The following is a 24428-nucleotide window of genomic DNA, read 5'->3' as shown; positions in this document are numbered from 1 at the left end:
ATGCATTCACCGTAGCGCCATCGCAGCATCGGATTCCGTCATCGAGCCGACGGTGAAGCCGCTGCGATCGTGGGACTGCCTGCTCTGGTTCTGGGAGCGAGCGGAGATGTCGGCAGGGCGGCGTGACCGACTACGCGCCGAACACCGGCCGGGGAGCTGGTGGATGCTCGAGAATCGCTGGTAGCACAAATGTTTCGACATACCGACGCGCCGTGTCGACCTTGTCGATGTCCGGAACCACGCCCAGAAGCATGGTGATCGCAGTAGACGTGATGAACCGCGCGATATCGCGCGGCGGGACCCCAGCTCGAAGTCGAGAGTCCGAGTCGTCGCCCGCCATCAACTCGACGAGTTGCTCGACGAGGTGGGGGAGCGCAGGGTCGTTGGCGACCAGATGCGCGACCGTACCGTCATCACTGTGTTGAGAGAGAGTCTTCAGCAGCGGATCATCAATCAGTTCAGTCGCCACGATGACCAGACTCTCGACGAGTACCTCTGCCGTTCCGGCGTTTTCCGGCAATCGCAGGGCGATCTCCTTCTGGCAGCGCAGTGTCTTTCGGCGCACCAACGACTCCAGCAGAGCCCTGCGATTGGGAAAGTGCCGGTACATCGCGGCGCGCGAGTAGCCTGCCTCCTGGGCGATGAGCTCCATCGTCGAAGCCTGGAACCCGCGGGTCAAGATCGACTTCTCAGCCGCATCCATCAGGACGGTTCTCGCCACCTCAGCATTGTTGCCGCCACCAGCCGGGCGGCCTCGGCCCCGGGCCGGTTTGCCAACCGGCGGCAGTGCGCCGCTTGCCGCGCGGGTGCCCTGCATGGCGTCACCCTACGCCAGCCGCCGGAAGGATCGACTGCCGCGCGCACTCTTGTCGGACACGTCCGCACGAGCTATAAATAGACGAATCACGGACTTTGTTTATTTTTGATCAGGGGTGGAATGCGGACCATCTGGGCGGCACTGTTGGGTGGGGGGCTGTTGATCGCGGTGCTGTCGGGAACGGGTGTATCGACCGCGCCCGTTGTGTCGGCTGCGCCCGGCGAGAGTGGATCGGTCTCAGCGGAACCAGGTTCGCCGGACGGCGACGACACCGACGGTGAGCGCGATCGCGCTGACCCGGCGAGTGGGCCCGCCGATGGCCGGTCTGAACTCGCCGACGGCACAGATGAGGCGCCCGGCGTTGTGGACGCCGAGGAGCAGCACATCGGGGCGGGCATTGACGATGAGCCTCGCGGGGTGGGCGTCGACGGCGACGAGTCCTCGGCCGCCGCCGAGGACGAGGAACCCGGCGTCGTCGTCGAGGATGAGGAACCCGGCGTCGTCGTCGAGGATGAGGAACCTGGCGTCGTCGTCGAGGATGCTGACATCGACAGCGCCTCGCACAACGACGAACCGGCGACCCATGGGGTGAATGCCGACGACAGCGCCGAGAAGAGGGAGTTCGCAGAGTCGAACCGCAGCGCCGGCACGCCGGAGACCGTTCCCCCGATCGCCGAGAAATCTGAGGATCTCCCGGCTGCGACCGAGCAGGACGCCGAGGGCGTGGCCGGTTGGATGGCCGCAGAGTCGGGCGCTGTCGTCGAGACGTTGCCCGAACAGGCGGTCGCCATTGACGCGGCAGAGGCTACCGAAGGCGAGGTCACCGACAACGAGGGAACCGACAGCGCCGAAGACGTCGGCGCGATCCGTGGTTCTACGAGCGAAGCGACCGCAACGACATCGCTGACCATGAGCGCCGTGGCGCCCAGCCCGCCGCGGTCCACTCTGCTCAGCTTGGTCGGCTCGGTGGTGCTGAATCTTGTTGTGGGATTGATCCAGCTCGTCGACGGGCCGCCTGTACTTCCGGCGAACAGCACCGTCACCGTCCGAACATCGTCGCTCGATCTGCCGATAGGCGCCGGTCGCTCTGTTCAGGCGGATTGGTACTTCCCCGAGCACATCGACGAGACCACCCGATTCGTGTACCTGCAGCATGGCTTCCTCGCCAGCGGCCCCATGTACAGCTACACCGCGGCCGACCTCGCCGAGCGCACCAACAGTATCGTTGTGGCACCGTCTCTTTCGTCGAACTTCTTTGCGCCCGACGCTGCATGGGTGGGCGGTTCGACGATGCAGCGTGCGGTGGCCGAACTGTTCGTCGGCGAGCGGACCGCCCTGACCGAGAGTGTCCGTGCTGCAGCAGGGTGGGACATCGAGCTACCGGACGACTTCGTCTTGGTAGGCCACTCGGCCGGCGGGACACTGGTCGTGAGCGCAGCAGGACGCCTCGTCGGTACCGGCGCGTTCGAGAACCTGCGCGGAGTGGTCATGCTGGACGGAGTCGAGCCCGCGGCCTCGCCGGCGGTGCGTCAGGCACTGGGCAAGCTGACGGGCGCCTCGGACAAGCCCATCTATCTGATCTCTTCGGAGCGCTACTTCTGGAGCCGCGGCGGTGACATGGCAGACAAGCTCGAGCTGGCGCGTCCTGACCGCTTCAACGGTGTGAGTCTCGACGGCGGTCTGCACATCGACTACATGGAGGGCGGCAACCGATTCATCCAGTTCATGCAGTACCTCATCGGCGGATTCTCCCGGCCGGCGAATGTTCAGGCGGCCGGCCTGATCGCCGCGGGGTGGGTGAACGACCTCTTCGCCGGATCGACCGAGAGCGGCGTCTATGGGCAACCGGACGAGCAGATCACGATCGACACCGCCGCCAGCGCCGCCACCGCGCGGATATTGCCCCTGGGGTATCCCTCGCGCCCGGTGTGGCCGCCTCTGCTGGAGGCGGCACTGACGGCGATCTTCGACGCCGGGGGCAAGTATCTGTTCGTCTACGAACCGTTGCCCGGGTTCGTGCCCGCATCCCCTGCGACGTCCCCTGGACTGCGCCTTGGCCCCCAATTGACCGCGCAGTGAGCCGAGGAGGGAATTTCTCGACCGTCGGAGAACTTTGACCAAGTGCTGCCGACGGGGCGGCACCTGATCGAGGAGAGCCGATGTCCGAGCGCCGCACCACCGCCAAGTCCCCTGCCCGATCCTCCGCCGGCAGCGTCCGTCGACTGCTCGCCATGGCCGGTATCGGCGGCGCGTTCGCCGCTGCCCTGATCGGCCCCGGCACAGCGTCCGCCCAAGCGGACTCATGTCCCGACGTCGAGGTGGTCTTCGCCCGCGGCACCGCCGAGCCCGCCGGGCCGGGCCGGGTGGGGCAGGCGTTCATCAGCGACCTGCAGAACAGTCTGAACGGTCAGAGCGTGGGGGTGTACGCGGTCAATTACCCGGCCTCCTACGACTTCCTGCAGTCCGCCCCGCAGGGGGCCGGTGACGCCAGCGCGCACGTGCAGAGCGTCGCAGCCAGCTGCCCCGACACCAGCATCGTGCTCGGTGGCTATTCGCAGGGCGCCGCGGTGGTGGACCTGATCACCGCCGATCCCGCCGCCACGTTCGGGTTCGGCCAGCCCATGCCGCCCGCAGTGGCCGACCACGTCGCCGCGGTCGCGGTGTTCGGCAACCCCTCCGACAAGATCGGGCGGCCGTTGAGTGCGATCAGCCCGCTGTACGGCGCCAAGACGGTCGATCTGTGCAACGGAGCCGACCCGGTGTGCTCCAACGGCGACGACCGGGCGGCACACAGCCTGTATGTGCAGACCGGGCTGACCGACCAGGCCGCCGACTTCGTCGCGGCCAGGATCTCCGCGGCGCCGGGGTCTGCCCCGATGGTCAACGCGTCGGATACGGTCGGCTGACGCACCGCCACGCGGCAGGCACCATGGAGGCGTGACGACCCCACCCACCGAGGACGCGGTGCTCGCCGAGCTCAGCCTCGCCGAGAAGGCGGCTCTGACCAGCGGTACCCGGTTCTGGTACACCCAAAGCGTTGAACGTCTGCAGCTGCCCTCCATCATGCTCACCGACGGACCCCACGGTCTGCGGAAACAGCGCGCCGGGGGTGATCACCTCGGGATCGGCGACAGCGTCCCCGCGACGTGTTTCCCGCCCGCGGCCGCCCTGGGATCGTCGTGGGATGTCGGCCTGGTCGAGCGGGTGGGCGCGGCACTCGGAACAGAAGCCGCGAACGCGGAGGTCGGAGTCCTCCTCGGTCCGGGACTGAACATCAAGCGTACTCCGTTGTGCGGCCGCAACTTCGAGTATCTGTCCGAGGATCCGCTCGTCTCCGGCGTGCTGGCCGCGGCGCTGGTGGCGGGAATCCAGAGCCGGGGAGTCGGCGCCTGCCCCAAGCACTTCGCGGCCAACAACCAAGAGCACGACCGCATGCGGGTCAGCGCTGATGTCGACCCGCGGCCGCTGCGCGAGATCTATCTGCGCGGGTTCGAACACGTGGTGACCGAGGCCCACCCGTGGGTGATCATGTGCTCCTACAACAGGATCAACGGTGTGCACACCGCCGAAGACCCCTGGCTGTTGACCACCGTGCTGCGCGACCAGTGGGGCTTCGGCGGCCTGGTGGTCTCGGACTGGGGTGCGGTCAACGACCGCGCGGCGTCGCTGTTCGCAGGACTCGACCTCGACATGCCCGGCTCCGCGTTCGCGGCCGCGCAGATCATCGATGCGGTCGCCGCGGGATCGCTCGACGAGGACGTTCTCGACCGCTCGGTGCGCCGTGTGCTGCACCTGGTGCGACGGACCGGGGCACACCAGGTCTCGGCGAGTTTCGACAGCGATGAGCACCACGCGCTGGCGCGCGAAGCCGCCGGCCGCGGCATCGTGCTGCTGAAGAACGACGACGGACTGCTCCCGCTGCCGCCGCAGACGCGGATCGCGGTCATCGGCGAGTTCGCCCAGTCCCCCCGATACCAGGGCGCCGGCTCGTCGATGATCGTGCCGACGAGGTTGGACTGTGCCCTCGACGAAATCCGCTCGCAGGCAACGGGTGACGTGGTGTTCGCGCGAGGCTTCACCGCGGAGGCAGACTCACCGTCCGGCGAAGCCGAGCGGCTTCTCGGCGAAGCCGAGCGGCTTCTCGGCGAAGCCGTGGACGCGGCGGCGCATGCCGAGGTCGCCGTCGTCTTCCTCGGCCTGCCGGCGCGCTGCGAATCCGAGGGCTTCGACCGAGACGACCTGGATCTGCCCGCGCCACAGCTGCGACTGCTCGACGCGGTGGTGGCGGTCAACCCGCGAACGGTGGTGGTGCTCTCCAACGGGGGCGTGGTGGCGCTGCCGTTCGCGAGCGAGGTCCCGGCCATCCTGGAGGGCTGGCTGCTCGGGCAGGCCGGTGGTGCGGCCACCGCAGACGTGTTGTTCGGTGCGGTCAACCCGTCGGCGAAGCTCACCGAAACCATCCCGGTACGAGTGCAGGACACCCCGGCACATCTCACATATCCGGGGGAGTTCGGTCACGTCCGGTACGGGGAGGGGCTGTTCGTCGGCTACCGCTGGTACGACGCGCGATGCCTCGAGGTGGCGTTCCCGTTCGGGCATGGGTTGTCCTACACCAGCTTCGACTACACCGACGCGGTGGCCACGGTCGACTCCGCAGGCGGGCTCGCCGTCTCGGTGACGGTCACCAACACCGGTGGCGTGGCAGGCCGTGAGATCGTGCAGGTGTACACGAGCCTGCCCGGCAGCGACGTGGCCAGGCCGCCCCGGGAGCTCAAGGCGTTCACGTCGGTGCACCTCGACAGCGGTGCGTCGACGCGGGTCACGATGCCGGTTCGGCGGAAGGACCTGGCCTACTGGGATATTCGGGTCGATTCGTGGGTTGTCGAGGGCGGTACGTACACCGTCGACGTGGCTGCATCGAGCCGTGACATCCGCAGCACGGTGACCGTCGCCGTCGACGGCGACGACCTCGATATCCCGCTGTCGCCGATGTCGTCGTTGGCCGAGGTGTTCGCCCACCCCGTCGCCGGTCCGGTCGTGGCATCAGCGTTCGCCGACCAGATGGCCTCCCTCGCCGGGGGTGACGGGCTCATGCCGGAGGGCGTGGACATGTCGCGGATGCTCGACTCGCTTCCGATCGGCAAGGTCGGCATGCTGGCTTCCGCCGCCGGCGTGGAGATCGACCCGGCCATGATCAGCGAACTGCTCGATCGCGCCAACGATCCGCCGGACTGAACGGATCATGAAATCCGTTGAGACTGCGTCCACCGCGGGCCGTCACTCGACATTGTCCGCGGTGGACGCAGTCTCAACGGGTTTCGGTGTGGGCGATGCCGGCGACGACATCGGCGATCGACGCGCGGACGGCGTCCTCACCCACGGGATCCAACGCCATGGCCCCCTGCAGGAAAGGCCGGAACAGGTACCAGCCCAGCTGCAGTGCGCTGATGTTGGCGGCCGCCAGCCGCGCCTCGGCGTCGGTGTCGAAGTTGGGTCGGATCTCGTCGAGCAGTCGGGCCAGGGTGGGAAAGCTGGACTGCAACTCGCCCACCGGATAGCCGTCCAGGATCGCGCGTGCCACCACTTTCGCGTGGCGGATCAACGCCTCCTCGACCTCGGCGCCCGACGCCTGCGATTCGATCTGAGCGGTGATCCGCCCGGCGAGATGGTCCAGCACGGCACCGACAAGGTTGTCCTTGGCGCCGAAGTGGCGGAACACCAGACCGTGGTTGACCTTCGAGCGGGCCGCGACCTCGCGGATCGACGTCGCGGCCGGACCCTTCTCGGCGAACAGGTCCGAGGCGGCCTCCAGCACCGCCGCCGCGACCTCGTCGCGCCCGAACGGAGTTGAGGTGCGCTGCCCCGTCGACTTCGTAGCCACCCGACTACGGTAACCCGTGCGCCGTTAGATGTGTTGAGGCGATCGGCCGGCGATTAGTATCGCTGATGTGGCCGAGCAACTCGACGCCGGGCAGTTGCGCGCTCTGGCAGCGGCGGTCGAGTTCGGCAGCTTCGACGCCGCGGCCGAGTACCTGCACGTCACCCCGTCGGCGATCAGCCAGCGCATCAAAGCCCTGGAACAACGCGTCGGCCAGGTGCTGGTGCTGCGGGAAAAGCCCTGTGTGGCAACGACAGCCGGCGTCCCCTTGATCAGGCTGGCGGCCCAGACCGCATTGCTGGAAGCGGAAACCCTCGCCGAGATGCGAGGCGGATCGCCCGAGCGGCCCCGCGTCGCGGTGGCTGTCAACGCCGACTCGATGGCCACGTGGTTCACCGGAGTGTTCGCCCGCCTGCCGGACGTGCTGTTCGACGTGCGCATCGAAGATCAGGATCACTCCGCGCGGTTGCTGCGTGAAGGTGTGGTGATGGGTGCGGTGACCACCGAACGGATCCCGGTCAGCGGGTGCCGGGTGCGACCGCTCGGGGTGATGCGCTACCTGCCGGTCGCGGCACCGCACTACCTGCAGCGCCACCTGCCCGACGGTCTGACCGCAGACGCGGCCACCGCGGCGCCGTCACTGTCCTGGAATCGCGCCGACGCTCTCCAGGATCAGCTGCTGCGCAGCGTGTTTCGCCGCTCCATTCGGCGGCCGATCCATTACATCCCCACTGCCGAGGGGTTCGGCGCCGCCGTGCGGGCCGGGTTGGGCTGGGGGATGTATCCCGAACAGCTCGTCGACGCGTCGTTCGTGCCGATCACCGATGCCCACCTCGACGTACCGCTGTACTGGCAGTCCTGGAAGCTCGACAGCGACACGGTCGCGCAGGTCACCGATGCCGTCACCGCCGCCGCGGCGGGGCTGCGTCGGCGCCGGTGAGCACGCCAGGCAGAATTGTGCGGGTGCACGCCAAGGTCAGGGTTCGGGTGCTCGGTGTGGGCATGGGACCGCAGCACGTCACCGGCGAAGTCGCCGAGGCGCTCGGCACCGTCGACTACGTGCTGGCCGCGGAGAAAACCGCCGACGACCAACTGCTCGCCCTGCGCCGCGCGATCGTTGCCGCGAACCCCGGTCCCACCGGTCCGGCGGAGGTGATCGCAGTGCCCGACCCCGAGCGCGACCGCTCCGCCGGGTTGTCCGCCGGCGGCTACGACGCCGCCGTGGCGGACTGGCACGACGCGCGCGCCGCCCAGTACGCCGCGGTGCTCACCGAGCGGGGCGGGACGGCGGCGTTCCTGGTGTGGGGCGACCCGTCGCTGTACGACTCGACGATCCGGATCCTGGACAAGATCCGCGCCCTGGGGGTCGACGCCGACTACGACGTCCTGCCCGGCATCAGCGCCCCCCAGCTGCTCGCCGCGCGGCACCGCATGGTGTTGCACGACGTGGGACGGCCGGTGCACATCACCACCGGCCGGCGGCTGCAGGACGCCGTGACCGAAGGCCAGGACAACATCCTGGCCATGCTCAACCCGCCGCCCGATCGGCTCGACTTCACCGGTCTCGAGGACTGGACGATGTGGTGGGGCGCCAACCTCGGGGCCCCCGGTGAGCAGCTGCTGACCGGTCGGCTCGCCGACGTGCTTCCGGCGCTCGCACCGGCGCGGGACGCGGCCCGCCGGGTCGACGGCTGGGTGATGGACGTGTTTCTCGTGCGGCGCACCTGATGGCGGGCCTGCTGGTCGCCGGCACCACCAGTGACGCGGGCAAGACCGCGGTCACCACCGGGTTGTGCCGCGCCCTGGCCCGTCGCGGCGTCAGCGTGGCGCCCTACAAGGCGCAGAACATGTCGAACAACTCCATGGTGTGCACGGGTCCCGACGGAGCCGGCGTGGAGATCGGCCGCGCCCAGTGGGTGCAGGCGCTGGCCGCGCAGGCCACACCCGAAGCCGCGATGAACCCCGTGCTGCTCAAACCCGGCAGCGACCAGCGCAGCCACGTGGTGCTGATGGGCCGGCCATGGGGTGAGGTGGCGTCGTCGGACTGGCTCGAGGGACGGCGGGCTCTGGCGGCGGCCGCGCACGCCGCGTTCGACGACCTGGCCGCCCGCTACGACGTCGTCATCGCCGAGGGTGCCGGCAGCCCGACCGAAATCAACCTGCGAGCAGGCGATTACGTCAACATGGGGCTGGCCCGCCACGCCGCGCTGCCCACCGTCGTGGTCGGCGACATCGATCGCGGCGGTGTGTTCGCCGCATTCCTGGGGACCGTGGCGCTGCTCTCGCCGCAGGATCAGGAGCTGATCGCCGGGTTCGTGGTGAACAAGTTCCGCGGTGACGTCGCGCTGCTGGCGCCCGGCCTGCGTGACCTCGAGCGGGTGACCGGACGGCGCGTGTACGGCACGCTGCCCTGGCACCCCGACGTCTGGTTGGACTCCGAGGATGCGCTCGACCTGCAGGGCCGGCGTGCGGCGCAGTCGGCGGCCCACCGCGTGGCGGTCGTGCGGCTGCCGCGGATCAGCAATTTCACCGACGTCGACGCACTCGGGCTCGAGCCCGACCTCGACGTCGTGTTCGCCTCGCATCCCGCGGCGGTGGCCGATGCCGATCTCGTCGTCCTGCCCGGCACCCGATCCACGATCGCCGACCTCGCCTGGCTGCGTTCGCGTGGTCTGGACCGGGCGGTGACCGAACATGCGGCCGCAGGCAAACCGTTGCTGGGCATCTGCGGCGGGTTCCAGATGCTGGGTCGGGTCATCCGTGACCCCGAAGGCGTCGAAGGCGCGCCCGCCGAGGTCGACGGACTCGGTCTGCTCGATGTCGAGACGAACTTCGTTGCCGAGAAAGCTCTTCGGCTGCCCACCGGGCAGTGGTCGGGCGTCCCGGCCGCCGGATACGAGATCCACCACGGCCGCATCACCCGCGGCCCCGACGCCGACGAGTTCCTGGGTGGGGCGCGCACGGGCCGGGTGTTCGGCACGATGTGGCACGGCGCGTTCGAAGGTGACGCGCTGCGCGGGGCGTTCCTGCGCGAGACGCTCGGCGTCCAGGTCTCCGGGGCATCGTTCCCGCGGGCCCGCGAACACCGCCTCGAGCTGCTCGGCGATCTCGTCGAAACACACGTCGACGTCGAAGCCCTGCTCGGCGTGATGGAGCGGGGCGCCCCCGCGGGGATGCCGTTCCTGCCGCCGGGGGCGCCGTGAGAGTTCTGCTGCTCGGCGGCACCGCCGAGGCCCGGGCGCTGGCGGCGCAGCTGTGCGGCGCCGGGATCGAGGTCACGACGTCGCTGGCCGGCCGGGTCGCCGATCCGCGGCTTCCGGTGGGGGAGGTGCGGATCGGAGGCTTCGGTGGGATCGAGGGATTACGCACTGCGGCAGCCGAATTCGATGCCGTCATCGACGCCACCCATCCGTTCGCCAAGAACATCTCGGCGAATGCCGCGGCCGCCTGCACCGGCGGTGTGACCCATCGGCCCCTGCTGCGCCTGGAACGCCCCGGCTGGGCCGACCGGTCCCGCGCCAGCTGGCACTGGGTGGACACCCACGAGGACGCCGCCGCGGTCGCCGCGACACTCGGTCGCCGCCCGTTCCTGACCGTCGGACGTCAGGAGATGTTCCGCTTCTTCGCCGACCTCGGCGGGCACGCCGTGCTCGCGCGCGTCGTTCAGGCTCCCGACCAGCCGTTGCCCGAGCGCTGGAACCTGATCACCAGCCGGGGTCCCTACGCGCTGCCCGGCGAACTCGCGCTGATGGCCGGGCATCGCGCCGACGTGCTGATCACCAAAGACTCCGGTGGTGAATACACCTGGCCGAAGATGGCCGCCGCCGAACACCTCGGCGTGCCGGTCGTCCTGGTCCGGCGCCCCGCCCGCTCGCCCGACGTCCCCACCGTGCACGACATCGCCGCCGCGCTGGCCTGGGTACACACGATCTCTACGATGTCCGAGTGAAGATCCTGGTCACCGGCGGTGCCCGGTCGGGCAAGTCGCGCCACGCCGAAGGGCTGCTGAGCCGCGCCGCTGCCGTCACCTACGTTGCCCCGGGCCGTCGGGCCGACGGCACCGACCCCGACTGGGACGCCCGGGTGGCCGAGCACCGGGCCCGGCGGCCGTCGCACTGGCGCACTGTGGAGACCAGCGACATCAGCGCTGCGGTGGCGGGGTCGACCGCACCCGTGCTGGTGGATTGCCTGAGCACGTGGCTGGTGGCGGTCCTGGACGAGGCCCGGCTCTGGGACGCCGCCGCGGCGTCGGTGCAGGCCGAGGTCGACGCCCGTCTGGACGTGCTGTGCAGCACCCTCGACAACGTCGCCGACGTGGTGCTGGTGACCAACGAGGTCGGCCTCGGCGTCGTCCCGGCGCACCGCTCCGGTGTGCTGTTCCGCGACCTGCTCGGCACCGTCAATCAGCGGGTGGCGGCGCGGTGCGACGAGGTGCACCTCGTCATCGCCGGTCGGGTTCTGACGTTGTGACCGACGGGCAGGCGACGTCGGCCTGCCAGCGGGCGCGCCGCTCGGCGTCGCTCTGCTCCCACCACGGCGGCGAGCCCCGTTCGCCGAGGGCGACTTTGGCCGCCTGCACACCCGCGCGCGCCGCCGGCTCGGCGTCGGTGCCGCGGGTGCGCCGGACCTCCCGGCGCCATGCCATCAGGATCCGGGTGAGCTCGGCACGGCGCGGCTCCGGGATGGCCGGATCGGTCGCGCGCCAGCGGCGCCCGTCGATCACGACGTAGTGCCCGTCGGCGCTGTGCTCGGTCACGACCGGTAGCGCTCCTCGTGCAGCACCGCCGCCAGCGACGACCGGGACCGCCAGCCATAGCGCTCCAGGTCCGGGGTGTCGGGCAGCTCGGCGACCGTGCCGAGGCACAGCCACGCCACCGGCCGCACGTGGTCGGGCATGCCGACCAGCTCGCGCAGGAAATCCTCCCGGTAGAACGACACCCACCCCACTCCCAGCCCCTCGGCGGTGGCCGCCAGCCACAGGTTCTGGATCGCACAGACCACCGAGTACAGCCCGGCGTCGGCAATGGCGTGCCGGCCCAGGACCTGCCGGCCGCCGCGGGTCGGGTCATAGCCGACGACGACGCCGAGGCCCGACTCACAGATGCCCTCGATCTTGATCCGGGCGAACACGTCGGCGCGTTCACCGGTCAGCCCGGCCGCGAACACCTCCCGCTCGTCGGCCACATGGTCCCGGAAAGCGTCGAGCGTCTGAGGTGAGCGGACGAGCACGAAATCCCACGGTTGCGACATCCCGACCGACGGCGCGGCGTGGGCGGCCAGTAGCACCCGCTCCAGCACCTCGGGGCGCACCGGCTCCCCGGTGAACTCCCGCCGGGTGTCGCGGCGGCGGTGGATGACGTCGTAGAGCGAATCCAAGGCGGTCATGAGCTTCGGCCCCTCACGCGGCACGTCGCGCTCATGTGTTGTCTGCTCTTCGCGCAAGCGCTCATGTGTTGTCTGCTCTTCGCGCAAGCGCTCATCGTCGCCCACCCATTCGCTTGGCCGCGCGGTCCCGGGCCGGGTCGTAGAGGTGGCTCTCGCCGGCCTGCGGGTCGGGACGGTCCGCCAATGCGCGGCCGACCAGCACGACCGCTGCCTGGCGCAGGTCAGCGGCCTCCACCGCGTCGGCGATGTCGGCGACGGTGCCGCGCAGCACCCGCTCGGCCGGCTGCGAGGCCCGGTACACCACGACGACCGGACAGTCCGCCCCGTAATGCGGTGCCAGTTCGGTCATCAGCTCGCGAACGCGGGTGATCGCCAGGTGTAGCACCAGCGTGGCCCGGGTCGCGGCGAACGCCGACAGCTGCTCGGTCTCCGGCATCGCCGTGGACCTCTGCTGGGTGCGGGTCAGCACCACCGACTGTGCGACCAGCGGCACCGTGAGCTCGCGTCCGACGCGGGCCGCGGCCGCCGCATAGGCCGGCACCCCGGGGGTGATCGCCCACGGCACGCCGGCGCCGTCCAAGCGGCGGGTCTGCTCGGAGACCGCCGAGTACACCGACGGATCACCGGACACCAGGCGCACGACGCGGTGGCCGGCCCGGTGCGCCTCGACCAGGCGAGCGACGATGGCGTCGAGGTTCATGTCCCCGGTGTCGACCAGCTCCGCGTCCGGTGAGCAGTGCGCCAGCACCTCGGCGTCGAGATAGCTCCCCGGGTACAGCACCACCTCGGCGTCGGCGAGCATGCGGGCTGCGCGCACGGTGAGCAGGTCGGCCGCGCCGGGTCCGGCGCCGACGAACTGCACCGCCCGGGGATCGTCGTTCATCGACCGAGAGTCTAGGGATGCGCAGGTTGCACGCGCGTAGCGCTCATCCGTGCAGGCTCTTGTCGAGCGCGTCGAGCGCCTGCAGGAACGCCTCGCCGGGTGTGGGGGCGTCATCGGACACGGCCATGTACACCCCGATGATCGCGCCGGCGGTCACCTGCATCTGTTCGTCGGGTTCCGGGCGGTTGTACCGCTGCGCGATCGCCTGGGTGAGCAACCGAATGGCTTTGACGTGCTCGACCCACAGCGCGCCCTTTGCTTCGGGCAGTGAGTACAGGAGTCGCTGACGCGCGATCACGTAATCGAAGTCAGGCCCGGCCAACGCGGTGAACACCTGGGCGACCGCGTGCCGGTAGGCGGCGACCGTCGACAGCTCAGGCGGCGCGGCCAGAAACGCCTCGATGATCGGCTCCAACAGGTCGTCGGAGAACAGCACCGACTCCTTGGTGGGGAAGTAACGGAAGAAGGTTCGCGGCGAGACGTCGGCGGCCTCGGCGATCTGGTCGACGGTGGTCTGCGCGTAGCCGTTCGACTCGAACAGGCGGAAGGCTTCGCGCCTCACCGTCTCCCGGGTGCGGATCTTCTTGCGTTCCCGCAGCCCAGGCTCGTCGTCGGTGCTCACGCGCCGGCGATCTGGTTGCGGCCGCGGCTCTTCGCCAAGTACAGCGCCTTGTCGGCACGGGCCAGCGTATCGGGCAGCGGTTCGGGGCTGCGGTAGTCGGTGTAGCCGATGGAACAGGTCTGGCCTGCGGGCACACAACTGCGGACCCGGTCGAGGATCTGGCGGGCCTGGTCGGCGGGGGTGTGCGGGAGTGCGATGAGAAATTCCTCTCCGCCCCATCGGGCGAACACGTCGGTGTGACGCAGCGAGGTGCCGGCCTCGGTCGTGAAGGCTTGCAGCAGAGCGTCGCCCGCGTCATGTCCGTGGCTGTCGTTGTACGCCTTGAAGTGGTCGAGGTCGATCACCGCGATGGTGAGCAGGGCCCCGGCGTGCTCGGCGTCGTCGAGGACGCCGCGCAACCGGTCGTCCCACGCACGCCGGTTCAACACCCCGGTCAGTGGATCGGTGGAGGCCGAATGCTTGAGCTGGGCGTAGGTGCGTGCCAGTTCCGTCACGTCACGGAACTCGAATTGCACTGTGCGAGTATCTTTTTGGCTGATCATCCGGGCGTTCAACTCCACCTTGATGGTCTCGCCGTCCAACCGCTTCAGGGTGGCGCGGTATCCGCGCAGTTCGATCCGGCCCGTCCACAGATCCCGCAGCATCGCCCGGGCGAAGTCGTGCTCCTCGACGGGCAGGAAGTCGGCCATGGTCCGGGACACGAGATCGGCGGGTCTCGACGTTCCGCACAGCTGTGCAGCGCCCGCGTTGGCGAACGCGATGGTGCCCCCGGCGTCGACCATCGTGACGGCGATCGGGGATTGCTCGATCAGGGCGCGCCAGCGGTGTTCAGCCGCGGCGTGTGCAGCCCTGGCGGCGGTCAGTTCGGTGACGTCGGTGGAGACGCCACCGACCCCGATCACCGCCCCGGCGTCGTCGAACAGGGGAAACTTCGTCGATCGGTACGTGTGCGTCGCGCCGTCCGGATGGATGACCTCTTCGCTGAAGACCTGCCATTCGCGGCTCGCCATGATCCGGGCATCGTTGCGCCGGTACGCGTCGGCGGTCTCGCGATCGAAGATGTCGTAGTCGGTCAGTCCGATGAGTGGCGCCTCCGACGATGTGAGCGCCTCCAGCGCCCGGTTGCCCATGACGAAGCGCCCCTCGATGTCTTTGGCGTAGATCAGCACGTCGGTGTGCTCGAGGACGCCGTTGAGCATCCGCTGCTGCTCGCGCAGCGCGGCGTCGGCCACCAGGCGGGCGCGGGCCTCGGCGGCGAACCGGCGGGCCTGCCGGCGCAGCTCGAGCTGACCGACGACCTGACGGGCCAGCGCCGCCAGATGACGGCGCTGGCGCTCGTCCAGCGACAGCGGCTCAGGACCGAACACGCACAATGTGCCCACGACGGTGCCGTCGGCGAGCACCAGCGGAGCCCCGGCGTAGAACCGGACATGGGGTGTGCCCACGACCATCGGGTGATCGGCGAAGCGGGGGTCGACGCGTGCGTCGTAGACCTCGACCACAGCGGCATCGCTGGGCTTGATGCGTTCGCAGAACGACAGCTCGCGAGACGTTTCGGCGAGGTCGAAACCATGGCGGGACTTGAACCACTGCCGGTCGGTGTCGACGAGGCTCACCGCCGACATCGGTACCCCGCACAGATCCGCGGCCAGCGCCGTCAGGTCGTCGAACGCCGGCTCCGGCGGCGTGTCGAGGATCTTGAAGGACTCGAGCGCGAGCAACCGCTCCGTCTCCTCGGCGACGGAGCGATGATCAGCGGCCTGGGTGCTCAAGCCGAGTGCCCCTTCGGGCGAGCAACCTTGGATTCCGACAACCCCCGCAGAGAACGGACTTGACGCGCGGATCAATGCTACACAGAGGCGCACCCAGGGAGCCCGGTGCGCAGCAGGGGCTCCGCGGACCCGAGAAGCCACCTTTCACCGCCCGGACTCGGGCTGTGCCGGTGACCCGAGGCGACTAGGGTCGACAGCTGTCGAGACCAGACGGAAACCCAATGCCGAACAGCGGCGGCGTCAACTGTGTGACGCCGCCATCGCGTTGCTGGCCGAAGAAGGTGGGCGCGGGCTCTCGCACCAGAAGGTGGACCGCCGCGCACAGGTACCCGACGGCACCACCTCGTTCTACTACCGCACCCGCTCGGCCTTGCTGCACGGCGTCGCCGACCAGATCCTGCACTACGACATCGAGTTCTTCACCGGCGCCTTCTCCGACGAAACCAGCGCCGAAACCATGCTGAGCATCCTCGCCGAGCAGATGATGCTGCTGCGCGCCGAGCCGCATCTGTCCCGCAGCCGGGCTCGGCTGGAGTTGACGATGATGGCCAAACCCGACAGTGAGCTGGCGGCGGGTTTCCAGAGCATGTTCCAGAGCTACCGGGCGCTGGCCGAGCGGCTCGTCATCGGTCTGCGCTCCGGCGCTCCCGAGCCCGATCCGGAACTGGTCAGTGAGCAGGCTGCGGTGCTGCTCACCTATCTGAGGGGGCTGGAGTTCGGCTTCGCCAACGGGGCGGGCGAACCCGCCACCCGCACCCACATCGAGTCTCAGCTCAGGGCCGTGATCACCGGGGTGGCCGTCGAGTGGGGGAACGCTCACGCCCCGATCAGCGACTCCACCGGCGTGCGCGCGAAGTAGACCGCGAACCCTGCCGCGACGACCCACAGCAGGGGGCTGACCTCACGCGCCCGCCCCGTCGCCGTGCGCATCACGACCCAGGAGATGAACCCGACGCCGATGCCGTTGGCGATCGAGAAGCTGAACGGCATGACGGTGACGGTCAGCACCACCGGCAGCGCCACAGTGAACTCCGAGAGATCGATGTGGCGCAACTGCGCGGCCATCAACACCCCGACGATCACCAGCGCCGCCGCCGCCACCTCGGTCGGCACGATCGACGCCAGCGGTGAGACGAACATCGCCGCCAGGAACAGCGCGCCGGTCACCAGGTTGGCCAACCCGGTGCGGGCGCCCTCCTCGACGCCGGCACCGGACTCGATGAACACGGTGTTCGACGACGACGAGGTGGCGCCACCGACCACGGCCCCGGCACCCTCGACGACCAGCGCGGAGCGCAGCCGCGGGAACGTGCCCCGCTCGTCGGCCAGCCCGGCCTCCCGGGACAGGCCGGTCAGGGTGCCCATCGCGTCGAAGAAGTTGGTGAACACCAGCGTGAACACCAGCATGACCGCCGACAGCACTCCGATGCGCGCGAAACTGTCCAGGCTGAACGCCCCGACCAGTGACAGGTCGGGCAGCGCGAACGGCGACCCGGACAGCGTGGGCACCGACAGGCTCCACCCACCGGGCTTCTCGGTGGCCGGCCCCAGCTGCCAGATCGCCTCGATGACGGCCGCCAGCACCGTGCCGCTGACCAGCCCGATGAGGATGCCGCCGCGCACTCTCCGCGCGACCAGGACAGCGGTGAACAGCAGCGTGACGATGAAGACCACCGTCGGGATCGTGCTGATGGAGCCGAGCCCTTCGCTGCCGAGGCCGACCGGCGGCGACGGCAGCCCCGTCGAGCTGATGAAGCCGGCGTCGACGAGACCGATGAACAGGATGAACAGCCCGATGCCCGCGGTGATCGCCAGTTTGAGCTGCATCGGCACCGCGTCGAAGACCAAGCGGCGCAGACCCGTCACTGCCAGAAGCACGATGATCAGGCCGTTGATGACCACCAGGCCCATCGCCTCGGCCCACGTGACGGAGCCGACGACGGTGGTCGCCAGGAACGAGTTGATGCCCAGGCCGGCGGCGAACGCGAACGGCAACCGCGCGATGAGCCCGAACAGGATGGTCATCACACCCGCAGCCAGCGACGTCGTCGCCGACACCTGCGCGAAGTCGAGTCGACTGCCGGTGACGTCGGCCGAGCCCGACAAGATGATCGGGTTCAGCACGATGATGTAGGCCATCGCGATGAACGTGACGACACCGCCGCGGACCTCGGTTCCGAGCGTGGATCCGCGCGCTGTGATCTCGAAGAAGCGATCCAGCGGTTTCACAGAGGCGGCCTATCCCCGTGGTGCGGGCGGTGGCGGGGGCACCGGCATGCACAGACCGGTGCTGGTGTCGAGGTATTTGCCCGGCACGCAGAACGGTGCGCAGCCGTAGATCACCCCGGTCTCACCGGGAGGGCACCCCGCGATCGAGGTCGCCGGGGCGGCGTGAATCGCCAGCGGCACGGCGGCGGCCGCGGCGGTGAGCGCAGTGGCTATCAGATAGCGCATGAGTTGTCCTCTCCTGCAGGTCATGTCGGAACGCCGGTGGCGACGCGGGGCGGGTTCTTCTCGGGCGGGCCGTCGAGCACGGACGCCGCGATCCGGTCGCGGTGCTGCTCGGCACTGCCCAGCAGCACGGCGTCGGTGTAGGCACGCTTGTAGTAGAGGTGAGCCTGGTGCTCCCAGGTGAAGCCGATGCCGCCGTGCACCTGGATGGTGTCGGTGGCGATCCGGGTGAGCGCGTCCGAACAGGTGGCCGCGGCGATACCGACCGCGAGACCGGGATCGTCGCTGCCGTCGGTCAACGCCCAGATCGCATGGTAGGCGGTCGACTTGGCGTGTTCGAGAGCGACGAGGTCGTCCGCCAGGCGATGCTTGACCGCCTGGAACGAGCCGATCGGCCTGCCGAACTGCAAGCGGCTCTTGGCGTACTGGACGGTGAGGTCCAGCAGATGCGCAGCCGCGCCGACCTGCTCGACCGCCAGTAACGCCGAACCGACATGCAGGGCGTGGCCGATGACCCGCCCGGCTTCTTCGGGGCCGGCGACCAGTCGGGCGGGCGCGTCACGCAGCTCGACGTCGGCCTGTGGACGGGTGAGGTCCAGCGTGGTCCGCACGGTGCGGCGCACTCCGGCGGCGTCGGCATCCACCGCGAACAGGCCGAGACCGTCGGGGCCGTTGGCCGCGACGAGCAGGATGTCCGCAGCACCGGCGTCGACGACGCGCTCGACGGTGCCGGTCAGCGCCCACTCCTGGGGTGTGCGCGCGGCTTCGACCTGCACGGTCGCCGGATCGAACGCACCGGCGGTGTCGGTGACGGCGAACGCCGCGGTGCGCGAGCCGTCCGTCAGCGGCTCCAGCAGCGCGGTGTTCTCCGGGCTCTCCGACGCCGCGACCAGCGCCGGGATGGCGAGGTAGACCGTCCCGAACAGCGGGCCACAGGCGAGCGCCGCCCCCAACTGCTCGACAGCGACGGCCTGGTCGATCAACGAGCCGCCGACGCCGCCCCGCGATTCCGGCACCGACAGTCCCAGCACGCCCAGTTCAGAACCCAGCCGCGCCCACACCTTCGCGTCGAACGGCGGATCGGATTCCATCTGAGCGCGGACGGCGGTCTCGTCGATGTGTTCGGCGCAGAACGCGGCGACGGCGTCGCGCAGCTGCCCCTGCTCCTCGCTGAACGCGTACTCGGCGCTGCTCATGCCCGCAAGCTCCTCAGCCACGCGGCACCTCCTTCCACGGCATACCCGCGTCCGCCCGCAGGTCACCGGGCAGCCCCAGCACCCGCTCGGCGAGGATGTTGCGCATCACCTCGGACGTGCCTCCTTCGATGGTGTTGGCGCGGCTGCGCAGGAAGCGCTGCTGAATCGGGCCGCGCCAGTCCTCGGCGTCGGCGTCGCCGCTCGTCCCGTAGCCGTCATAGAGGATGCCCTCGGGCCCGAGCAGGTCCATGCAGAACTCGTAGATGTGCTGGTTCAGCTCGGCGCCGACCAGCTTGCCGACCGACCCCTCGGGGCCGGGGCCGCCGACGCTGGCCGACACCCGGGAACGCTCCGAGGTCAGCCGTTGCGCCTCGGCGCGCAGCCACAGGCTGGTCAGCCGGTCCCGCAGCACGGGTGTCTGCAGGTCCGGCCGGGAGGCCCACAACGCGACCGCGTCGCCGATCGTGCCGGCGCCGCGCCGGTTGCCGCTGCCGCCGAGCGCGCTGCGTTCGTTCATCAACGTCGTCATCGCCACCCGCCAGCCGTCCCCGACCCCGCCGAGGCGGAAGGTGTCGGGGATGCGGGCATCGGTGATGTAGACCTCGTTGAACTCGGCGTGGCCGGTCATCTGCCGCAACGGACGGGTCTGGACACCGGGTCCGTGCATGTCGAGCACGAAGTACGTCAGTCCCTTGTGCTTGGGGACGTCCGGGTTGGTGCGGGCCAGCAGCAGACCCCAGCGGGCGCGGTGCGCCAGGCTGGTCCACACCTTCTGGCCGTTGACCACCCACTCGTCGCCGTCCTGGACAGCCGAGGTGGCCAGGCCGGCCAGATCCGAGCCGGCACCGGGTTCGGAGAACAGCTGGCACCAGATGTCCTCGGTGGTGGCCAGCGGCCGCAGCAACTGATGCCGCACGTCGTCGGTCTGGGCGTGCTCGCGCACCGTGGGCGCGGCCATGCCGTAACCCATCGGATTCAGCGACAGCGGCACCGGGCCGCCGGCATTCTGCAGGATGCGGTCCGCCACCACTTGGAGGCCGCGCGATACACCCAGGCCGCCGAATCCGGCGGGAAAGTGCACCCACGACAGGCCGGCGTCGAAACAGGCGCCGAGAAACTCGGGGATCGAAACGGAACGGGGGTCGTGCTCGGCGACGACCCGCTCGGCGGCGTCGGCGACGAGATCAACGTCGGCTGCGGTGCCCATAGGAGCACCTTAGCCAGGTCGGAATGAAGTCGGCTGGGGTATCAGCCTGCGGTCAGCGCGAGGTGGTCCAGGTCGGCCCTGTGGCGACGCTGAAGGAGGAACCGGAGCCACCGAACATCGATTAACACAGCAGTCCTTTACGCGGTCTTGGTGAGGAGGGGGAGGAGTTGGCGCCGGGCAACCATCACGTCGGCGAAGTGGTTGAGCGCCTCGGGGACCGATCCGGAGGTGGTGAACTCGACATCGTGCTCACGCAGCACCTGCTCGACGGCGCGGCTGGCGACCAGTGACCACTCCAGGCCGGCGGCATCACACAGGTCGTCGATGCGGAACAGCAGTGAAACCGCTTCCCGGGTAAAGGAAGTGACGCCGCTGAGATCGAGGATGAACGGCTTCTCGGGAATGATGAAGCGTTCGGTGTGGTCGCCGGCGCATTCGACGTTGGTGTCGCGCAACTGGCCGGTGATCGTCACGACGGTGGCCAATTGGCGGCAGTGCGCCCGGATGCCGGCGCCGTCGCAGTCGAACGTCGGATTGCCGTACATTGCAGCCTCCCTCGATCCCGTGCTTGCTCGGCCGCTGTCGGCCCTTACACCAATGAAAGGTAGCCAGGCAATCTAAGGCCGCTGGGTGTAATGACTAAAACATCGCTAAGAACTGGGATCAGGCCCGGTCAGCAAACTCGCCGGTAACTTGACGCCGACGCTCAGTCCCGCCGCTGCTGTTGGGCACCGGTGTAATTGGCCCACGGGTTGTAGTCGGCCAGCAGCGGCTCTTGCGCGGGGCGCGCGTCCTCGTCGACATGCTGAAGATTGATCCGGATGCGGTACCAGATCGAGCTCGGCCCCCGCATCCCGTCGACGAGAACGTCTGCGGGCTCGAGCTTTTCGGCCACCTGAGGATATTTGTCCTGCCACTGGTGCAGCGCGGCCATCGCCTCGTCCTTGGTCTTGGTCCGGGCGATCTCGATCAGCGGCATGCTGGAAACGCGGGAACCCTTGGCTCCCTCGGTGGAGCGGCGCGCCCCCTTGGGCGCCCTCTCCGCCGGTCCGAGCCGCTCGGCGAGTTCGAGCAGCGAATCGAGAGATCCGGCCGTGTCCGCCATGCCCTCCCACGGGTCACCGAGTTCGGCGACGCGCTCCGGCACCGTGGAGACCGTGAACGTCTCGGGCCGGCAGTCGGCGACCTCGTCCCAGAACAGCGGTGTGGACACCCGCGCGTCCGGGGTCGCCCGCACCGAGTAGGCCGAGGCCACCGTGCGGTCCTTGGCGTTCTGGTTGAAGTCGACGAAGACGCCGTGCCGCTCTTCCTTCCACCAGCGCGCCGTCGCCGATTCGGGCGCGCGGCGCTCGACCTCGCGGGCGACCGCTTCGGCGGCGGTTCGAACGATCTTGAACGGCCACCGGGGCTGGATGGCGGCATAGATGTGGAAGCCGCGTGAGCCGGAGGTCTTGGGCCAGGCCACCAGGCCGTGATCTTCGAGCACCTCGCGTGCGACGAACGCGACGTCGAGGATCTGCCGCCAGCCGACCCCGGGCATCGGGTCCAGGTCGACGCGCAACTCGTCGGGGTGGTCGAGGTCGTCGGCCCGCACCGGGTGCGGGTTGAGGTCCACGCAGCCCAGGTTCACCGCCCAGATCAACCCGGCGGCGTCGTGCAGCACCGCCTCCTTGGCCGACGTGCCCGACGCGTACTTGAGCTCGGCAACGGAGACGAAGTCGGGCCGGTTCACCGGCGCGCGTTTCTGGAAGATGGCCTCCTGTCCGATGCCCTTGACGAATCGCTTGAGGATCATCGGTCGATCCCGCACACCGCGCAGCGCCCCGTCGGCCACCGCCGCGTAGTACTGCATCAGGTCCAGCTTGGTCAGCCCGATCTCGTCGAAGACCACCTTGTCGGGGTGGGTGATGGGGACCTGCGCTCCACCGATCTCGAACGTCTCGCGAGCAGGCATTCCTTCATCGTATGTTCCAGACCGCGGTGCGACCGTCGTCACATAGGGTGGGCGCATGTCGAAGCTCAGCGATATCTCCGCGCAGGCCGCCGCCAAGGCCCAGCAAACGGTCGGCAAATACCTCGAGCGTGGTTCGGCCGAGTTGCACTACGCCCGCAAGATGTTCTCCGCCGGCGCGCTGAAACTGGAGCCCCCGCAAGACATCGCGGCCTTTGTCGCCGATATCCGCCGGTGGGGCGAGTTCGGGATGATCCCGGCCCTCAACGCACGACGGACACCCAACGCGGCCGCGGTGATCGACGACTTCGGTGAGATGACGTTCAAGGAACTCGACGACGCCGCCAACGCCGTGGCCAACGGCCTGCTCGCCAAGGGGATCAAGGGTGGTGACGGCGTGGCGATCCTGGCCCGCAACCACCGGTGGTTCCTGGTGTCGGTGTACGGCGCCGCCAAGACCGGCGCCCGCATCATCCTGCTCAACAGCGAGTTCTCCGGCCCGCAGATCAAGGAGGTGTCCGAGCGCGAGGGCGGCAAACTCATCATCTACGACGACGAGTACACCAAGGCGGTGCAGGCCGCCGAGCCCGAACTCGGCAAGCTGCGCGCGCTCGGCATCAACCCGGACAAGCCCGACGAACCGTCCGGTACCGACGAGACCCTCGAGGACCTGATCGCGCGCACCGGCAGTGCACCGCCACCCAAGGCCTCCAAGCACTCGTCGATCATCATCTTGACCAGCGGCACGACCGGTACCCCCAAGGGCGCCAATCGCAGCGCGCCCCCGTCGCTGGCGCCGATCGGCGGCGTGCTGTCGGCGGTGCCGTTCAAAGCCAACGAGGTGACCTCGCTGCCGGCGCCGATGTTCCACGCGCTGGGCTTCCTGCACGCCACCATCGCGATGATGCTCGGGTCGACGCTGGTGCTGCGCCGGCGGTTCAAGCCGGCCACGGTGCTGGCCGACATCGAGAAGCACCGGGCCACCGCGATCGTGGTCGTGCCGGTGATGCTCTCGCGCATGCTCGACGAACTCGACAAGACCAGCCCCAAGCCCGACCTGTCGTCGCTGCGCATCGTGTTCGTCTCCGGATCGCAGCTCGGCGCCGAACTGGCCACCAGGGCGCTCAAGGAGCTGGGCCCGGTCGTCTACAACCTGTACGGCTCGACCGAAGTGGCGTACGCGACGATCGCACGGCCGCAGGATCTTTCGAAGAATCCCGCCACGGTCGGGCCCGTCGTCAAGGGGATGAAGGTCAAGATCCTCGACGACAACGGTAACGAGCTGCCGCAGGGTGAGGTGGGCCGGATCTTCGTCGGCAACTTCTTCCCGTTCCAGGGTTACACCGGTGGCGGCGGCAAGCAGATCATCGACGGCCTGCTGTCGTCCGGCGATGTGGGCTACTTCGACGAGGACGGCTTGCTCTACGTCAGTGGCCGTGACGACGAGATGATCGTCTCCGGCGGCGAGAACGTGTTCCCCGCCGAGATCGAGGATCTGGTCAGCGGTCACCCCGAGGTCGTCGAGGCGACCGCACTCGGCGTCGAGGACAAGGAGTGGGGCCATCGGCTGCGCTGTTTCGTGGTGAAGGTGGAGGGCTCCTCGATCGACGAGGACACCATCAAGACCTACGTCCGGGAGAACCTGGCGCGCTACAAGGTCCCACGTGAAGTGGTCTTCATCGAGGAGTTGCCCCGTAATCCGACCGGCAAGATCCTCAAGCGCGAGCTGCGCGAGATGGACATCGAGCAGCCCGAGTAGCCAGCGCCGTGCACCGCGAGCGGGGTGTCTGCACGGAGACACCCTGCGCGCGGGCCGACCACGCGCGCTCGCCTTCGGTGAGGGTGCGCTGCCGCACGTGACCCGCCGCGCGCGGGCGTGCAGCCACCGGCGCTCGTCGGAGAGGCGGTGTTACTTGACGGCGTCGGCCATCATCGCCGCCCCCGGGATGGCCAGCGAGATGAGCATCACCAGCATCAGAAACCACCCGGAGCCTTGCCAGGCGGCCCAACCACCGCCGGCCTTCCACACGCGGTAGGTCTGGATGAAAGCGCCCACACCCCCGACGAACAGGAACACCGGCACCAGCGCAGCGGCGTACACCGAGTCGCGGGCCCCGAACGCGTGGAACGCGAGCGCCAACCCGGCCACCGCAATGACCACCAGCGTGTACAGAGCCGCCGGCCGGAAGGACCCGGGCTTGTCCAAGCGCTTCTCAGCGAAGTCGCGGTCAGTACTCATACCGCACGGATACCCCCGATCGGGAGC

The 24428-nt window shown here is 69.2% G+C and carries 24 protein-coding genes; 10 read left to right on the top strand and 14 right to left on the bottom strand.

The genetic code is table 11. The annotated features are described in order from the left end of the window. Positions 1-130: 130 nt before the first annotated feature. Positions 131-817: a TetR/AcrR family transcriptional regulator gene (locus ACEWX3_RS26660; RefSeq protein ID WP_374158187.1), complete on the bottom strand. Its 687-nt coding sequence runs from the start codon at positions 815-817 to the stop codon at positions 131-133. A 120-nt stretch (positions 818-937) separates the two neighbouring features. Here ACEWX3_RS26660 and ACEWX3_RS26655 point away from each other — a divergent pair, with 120 nt between their 5' ends. The 3 genes from ACEWX3_RS26655 (at position 938) to ACEWX3_RS26645 (ending at position 6052) form a co-directional block, all read left to right on the top strand. Beyond that, complete coding sequence (locus ACEWX3_RS26655) at positions 938-2896, top strand: alpha/beta hydrolase (protein WP_374158186.1); 1959 nt, start codon at positions 938-940, stop codon at positions 2894-2896. A gap of 80 nt (positions 2897-2976) precedes the next feature. Further along, on the top strand, positions 2977-3723 hold the full coding sequence (locus tag ACEWX3_RS26650; protein ID WP_207068072.1) for a cutinase family protein: 747 nt from the start codon (positions 2977-2979) through the stop codon (positions 3721-3723). A 31-nt stretch (positions 3724-3754) separates the two neighbouring features. After that, positions 3755-6052, top strand: coding sequence for a glycoside hydrolase family 3 C-terminal domain-containing protein (locus ACEWX3_RS26645; RefSeq protein WP_374158185.1), 2298 nt, complete (start codon positions 3755-3757; stop codon positions 6050-6052). Positions 6053-6125: 73 nt separating this feature from the next. Here the strand turns inward: ACEWX3_RS26645 and ACEWX3_RS26640 are convergent, their stop codons facing one another. Next, entirely contained in the window at positions 6126-6698 is a 573-nt protein-coding gene (locus tag ACEWX3_RS26640) for a TetR/AcrR family transcriptional regulator (protein WP_374158184.1), read from the bottom strand. Positions 6699-6765: 67 nt separating this feature from the next. Here ACEWX3_RS26640 and ACEWX3_RS26635 point away from each other — a divergent pair, with 67 nt between their 5' ends. From ACEWX3_RS26635 to ACEWX3_RS26615, 5 genes are read left to right on the top strand one after another with little or no spacing between them, the layout of a single operon-like run. Continuing rightward, positions 6766-7635, top strand: a complete 870-nt coding sequence (locus ACEWX3_RS26635) for a LysR family transcriptional regulator ArgP (protein ID WP_374158183.1) — start codon at positions 6766-6768, stop codon at positions 7633-7635. Between the two features lie 23 nt (positions 7636-7658). Then, entirely contained in the window at positions 7659-8423 is a 765-nt protein-coding gene (gene cobF / locus ACEWX3_RS26630; RefSeq protein WP_374158182.1) for a precorrin-6A synthase (deacetylating), read from the top strand. Next, complete coding sequence (locus ACEWX3_RS26625; RefSeq protein ID WP_374158181.1) at positions 8423-9898, top strand: cobyric acid synthase; 1476 nt, start codon at positions 8423-8425, stop codon at positions 9896-9898. The genes cobF and ACEWX3_RS26625 overlap by 1 nt, the downstream gene beginning before the upstream one ends. Next, positions 9895-10644, top strand: a complete 750-nt coding sequence (locus tag ACEWX3_RS26620; RefSeq protein ID WP_374158180.1) for a cobalt-precorrin-6A reductase — start codon at positions 9895-9897, stop codon at positions 10642-10644. Before ACEWX3_RS26625 ends, ACEWX3_RS26620 begins: the two co-directional genes overlap by 4 nt. Further along, positions 10641-11165: a bifunctional adenosylcobinamide kinase/adenosylcobinamide-phosphate guanylyltransferase gene (locus ACEWX3_RS26615; protein ID WP_374158179.1), complete on the top strand. Its 525-nt coding sequence runs from the start codon at positions 10641-10643 to the stop codon at positions 11163-11165. Before ACEWX3_RS26620 ends, ACEWX3_RS26615 begins: the two co-directional genes overlap by 4 nt. On the opposite strand, the gene ACEWX3_RS26610 is transcribed toward ACEWX3_RS26615, so the two are convergent. From ACEWX3_RS26610 to ACEWX3_RS26590, 5 genes are all read right to left on the bottom strand, one after another. Then, positions 11137-11451, bottom strand: a complete 315-nt coding sequence (locus tag ACEWX3_RS26610) for a hypothetical protein (protein WP_374158178.1) — start codon at positions 11449-11451, stop codon at positions 11137-11139. The genes ACEWX3_RS26615 and ACEWX3_RS26610 overlap by 29 nt on opposite strands. Further along, entirely contained in the window at positions 11448-12080 is a 633-nt protein-coding gene (gene bluB, locus ACEWX3_RS26605; RefSeq protein ID WP_207064976.1) for a 5,6-dimethylbenzimidazole synthase, read from the bottom strand. Before bluB ends, ACEWX3_RS26610 begins: the two co-directional genes overlap by 4 nt. Before the next feature lie 91 nt (positions 12081-12171). Beyond that, complete coding sequence (gene cobM / locus ACEWX3_RS26600; RefSeq protein ID WP_374158177.1) at positions 12172-12963, bottom strand: precorrin-4 C(11)-methyltransferase; 792 nt, start codon at positions 12961-12963, stop codon at positions 12172-12174. 43 nt (positions 12964-13006) lie between these two features. Then, positions 13007-13585, bottom strand: coding sequence for a TetR family transcriptional regulator (locus ACEWX3_RS26595; RefSeq protein ID WP_374158176.1), 579 nt, complete (start codon positions 13583-13585; stop codon positions 13007-13009). Then, positions 13582-15357 (bottom strand): diguanylate cyclase domain-containing protein, encoded by a 1776-nt coding sequence (locus tag ACEWX3_RS26590; RefSeq protein ID WP_374158175.1) that lies wholly within the window; start codon positions 15355-15357, stop codon positions 13582-13584. Before ACEWX3_RS26590 ends, ACEWX3_RS26595 begins: the two co-directional genes overlap by 4 nt. A 307-nt stretch (positions 15358-15664) precedes the next feature. Between ACEWX3_RS26590 and ACEWX3_RS26585 the strand changes: the two genes are divergently transcribed. After that, entirely contained in the window at positions 15665-16216 is a 552-nt protein-coding gene (locus tag ACEWX3_RS26585; RefSeq protein ID WP_374158174.1) for a TetR/AcrR family transcriptional regulator, read from the top strand. On the opposite strand, the gene ACEWX3_RS26580 is transcribed toward ACEWX3_RS26585, so the two are convergent. The 6 genes from ACEWX3_RS26580 to ligD all read right to left on the bottom strand — a co-directional run bounded on the left by ACEWX3_RS26580 (position 16174) and on the right by ligD (position 22165). Continuing rightward, the gene (locus tag ACEWX3_RS26580) at positions 16174-17586 is read right to left on the bottom strand and encodes an NCS2 family permease (protein WP_374158173.1); all 1413 of its coding nucleotides are present in this window, start codon (positions 17584-17586) and stop codon (positions 16174-16176) included. The genes ACEWX3_RS26585 and ACEWX3_RS26580 overlap by 43 nt on opposite strands. A gap of 9 nt (positions 17587-17595) precedes the next feature. Then, positions 17596-17811 (bottom strand): hypothetical protein, encoded by a 216-nt coding sequence (locus ACEWX3_RS26575; RefSeq protein WP_374158172.1) that lies wholly within the window; start codon positions 17809-17811, stop codon positions 17596-17598. A gap of 20 nt (positions 17812-17831) precedes the next feature. Further along, a complete protein-coding gene (locus tag ACEWX3_RS26570) occupies positions 17832-19004 on the bottom strand; it encodes an acyl-CoA dehydrogenase family protein (protein WP_374159962.1) in 1173 nt (390 codons plus the stop codon). A gap of 13 nt (positions 19005-19017) precedes the next feature. Further along, complete coding sequence (locus ACEWX3_RS26565; RefSeq protein WP_207064980.1) at positions 19018-20211, bottom strand: acyl-CoA dehydrogenase family protein; 1194 nt, start codon at positions 20209-20211, stop codon at positions 19018-19020. Between the two features lie 137 nt (positions 20212-20348). Continuing rightward, complete coding sequence (locus ACEWX3_RS26560; protein ID WP_207064981.1) at positions 20349-20756, bottom strand: STAS domain-containing protein; 408 nt, start codon at positions 20754-20756, stop codon at positions 20349-20351. Positions 20757-20917: 161 nt separating this feature from the next. Then, a complete protein-coding gene (gene ligD / locus ACEWX3_RS26555) occupies positions 20918-22165 on the bottom strand; it encodes a non-homologous end-joining DNA ligase (protein ID WP_374158171.1) in 1248 nt (415 codons plus the stop codon). A 55-nt stretch (positions 22166-22220) separates the two neighbouring features. Here ligD and fadD2 point away from each other — a divergent pair, with 55 nt between their 5' ends. Further along, the gene (gene fadD2 / locus ACEWX3_RS26550; protein ID WP_207064983.1) at positions 22221-23921 is read left to right on the top strand and encodes a long-chain-fatty-acid--CoA ligase FadD2; all 1701 of its coding nucleotides are present in this window, start codon (positions 22221-22223) and stop codon (positions 23919-23921) included. Between the two features lie 150 nt (positions 23922-24071). On the opposite strand, the gene ACEWX3_RS26545 is transcribed toward fadD2, so the two are convergent. Continuing rightward, entirely contained in the window at positions 24072-24401 is a 330-nt protein-coding gene (locus tag ACEWX3_RS26545; RefSeq protein ID WP_374158170.1) for a hypothetical protein, read from the bottom strand. Between the last annotated feature and the right edge of the window lie 27 nt (positions 24402-24428).

Source organism: Mycobacterium sp. G7A2 (assembly GCF_041902445.1).
In the GTDB taxonomy this organism is placed as follows: Bacteria; Actinomycetota; Actinomycetes; order Mycobacteriales; family Mycobacteriaceae; genus Mycobacterium.
Note: the sequence above shows the minus strand (reverse complement) of the source record. Positions and strands in the feature narration are given on the sequence as shown.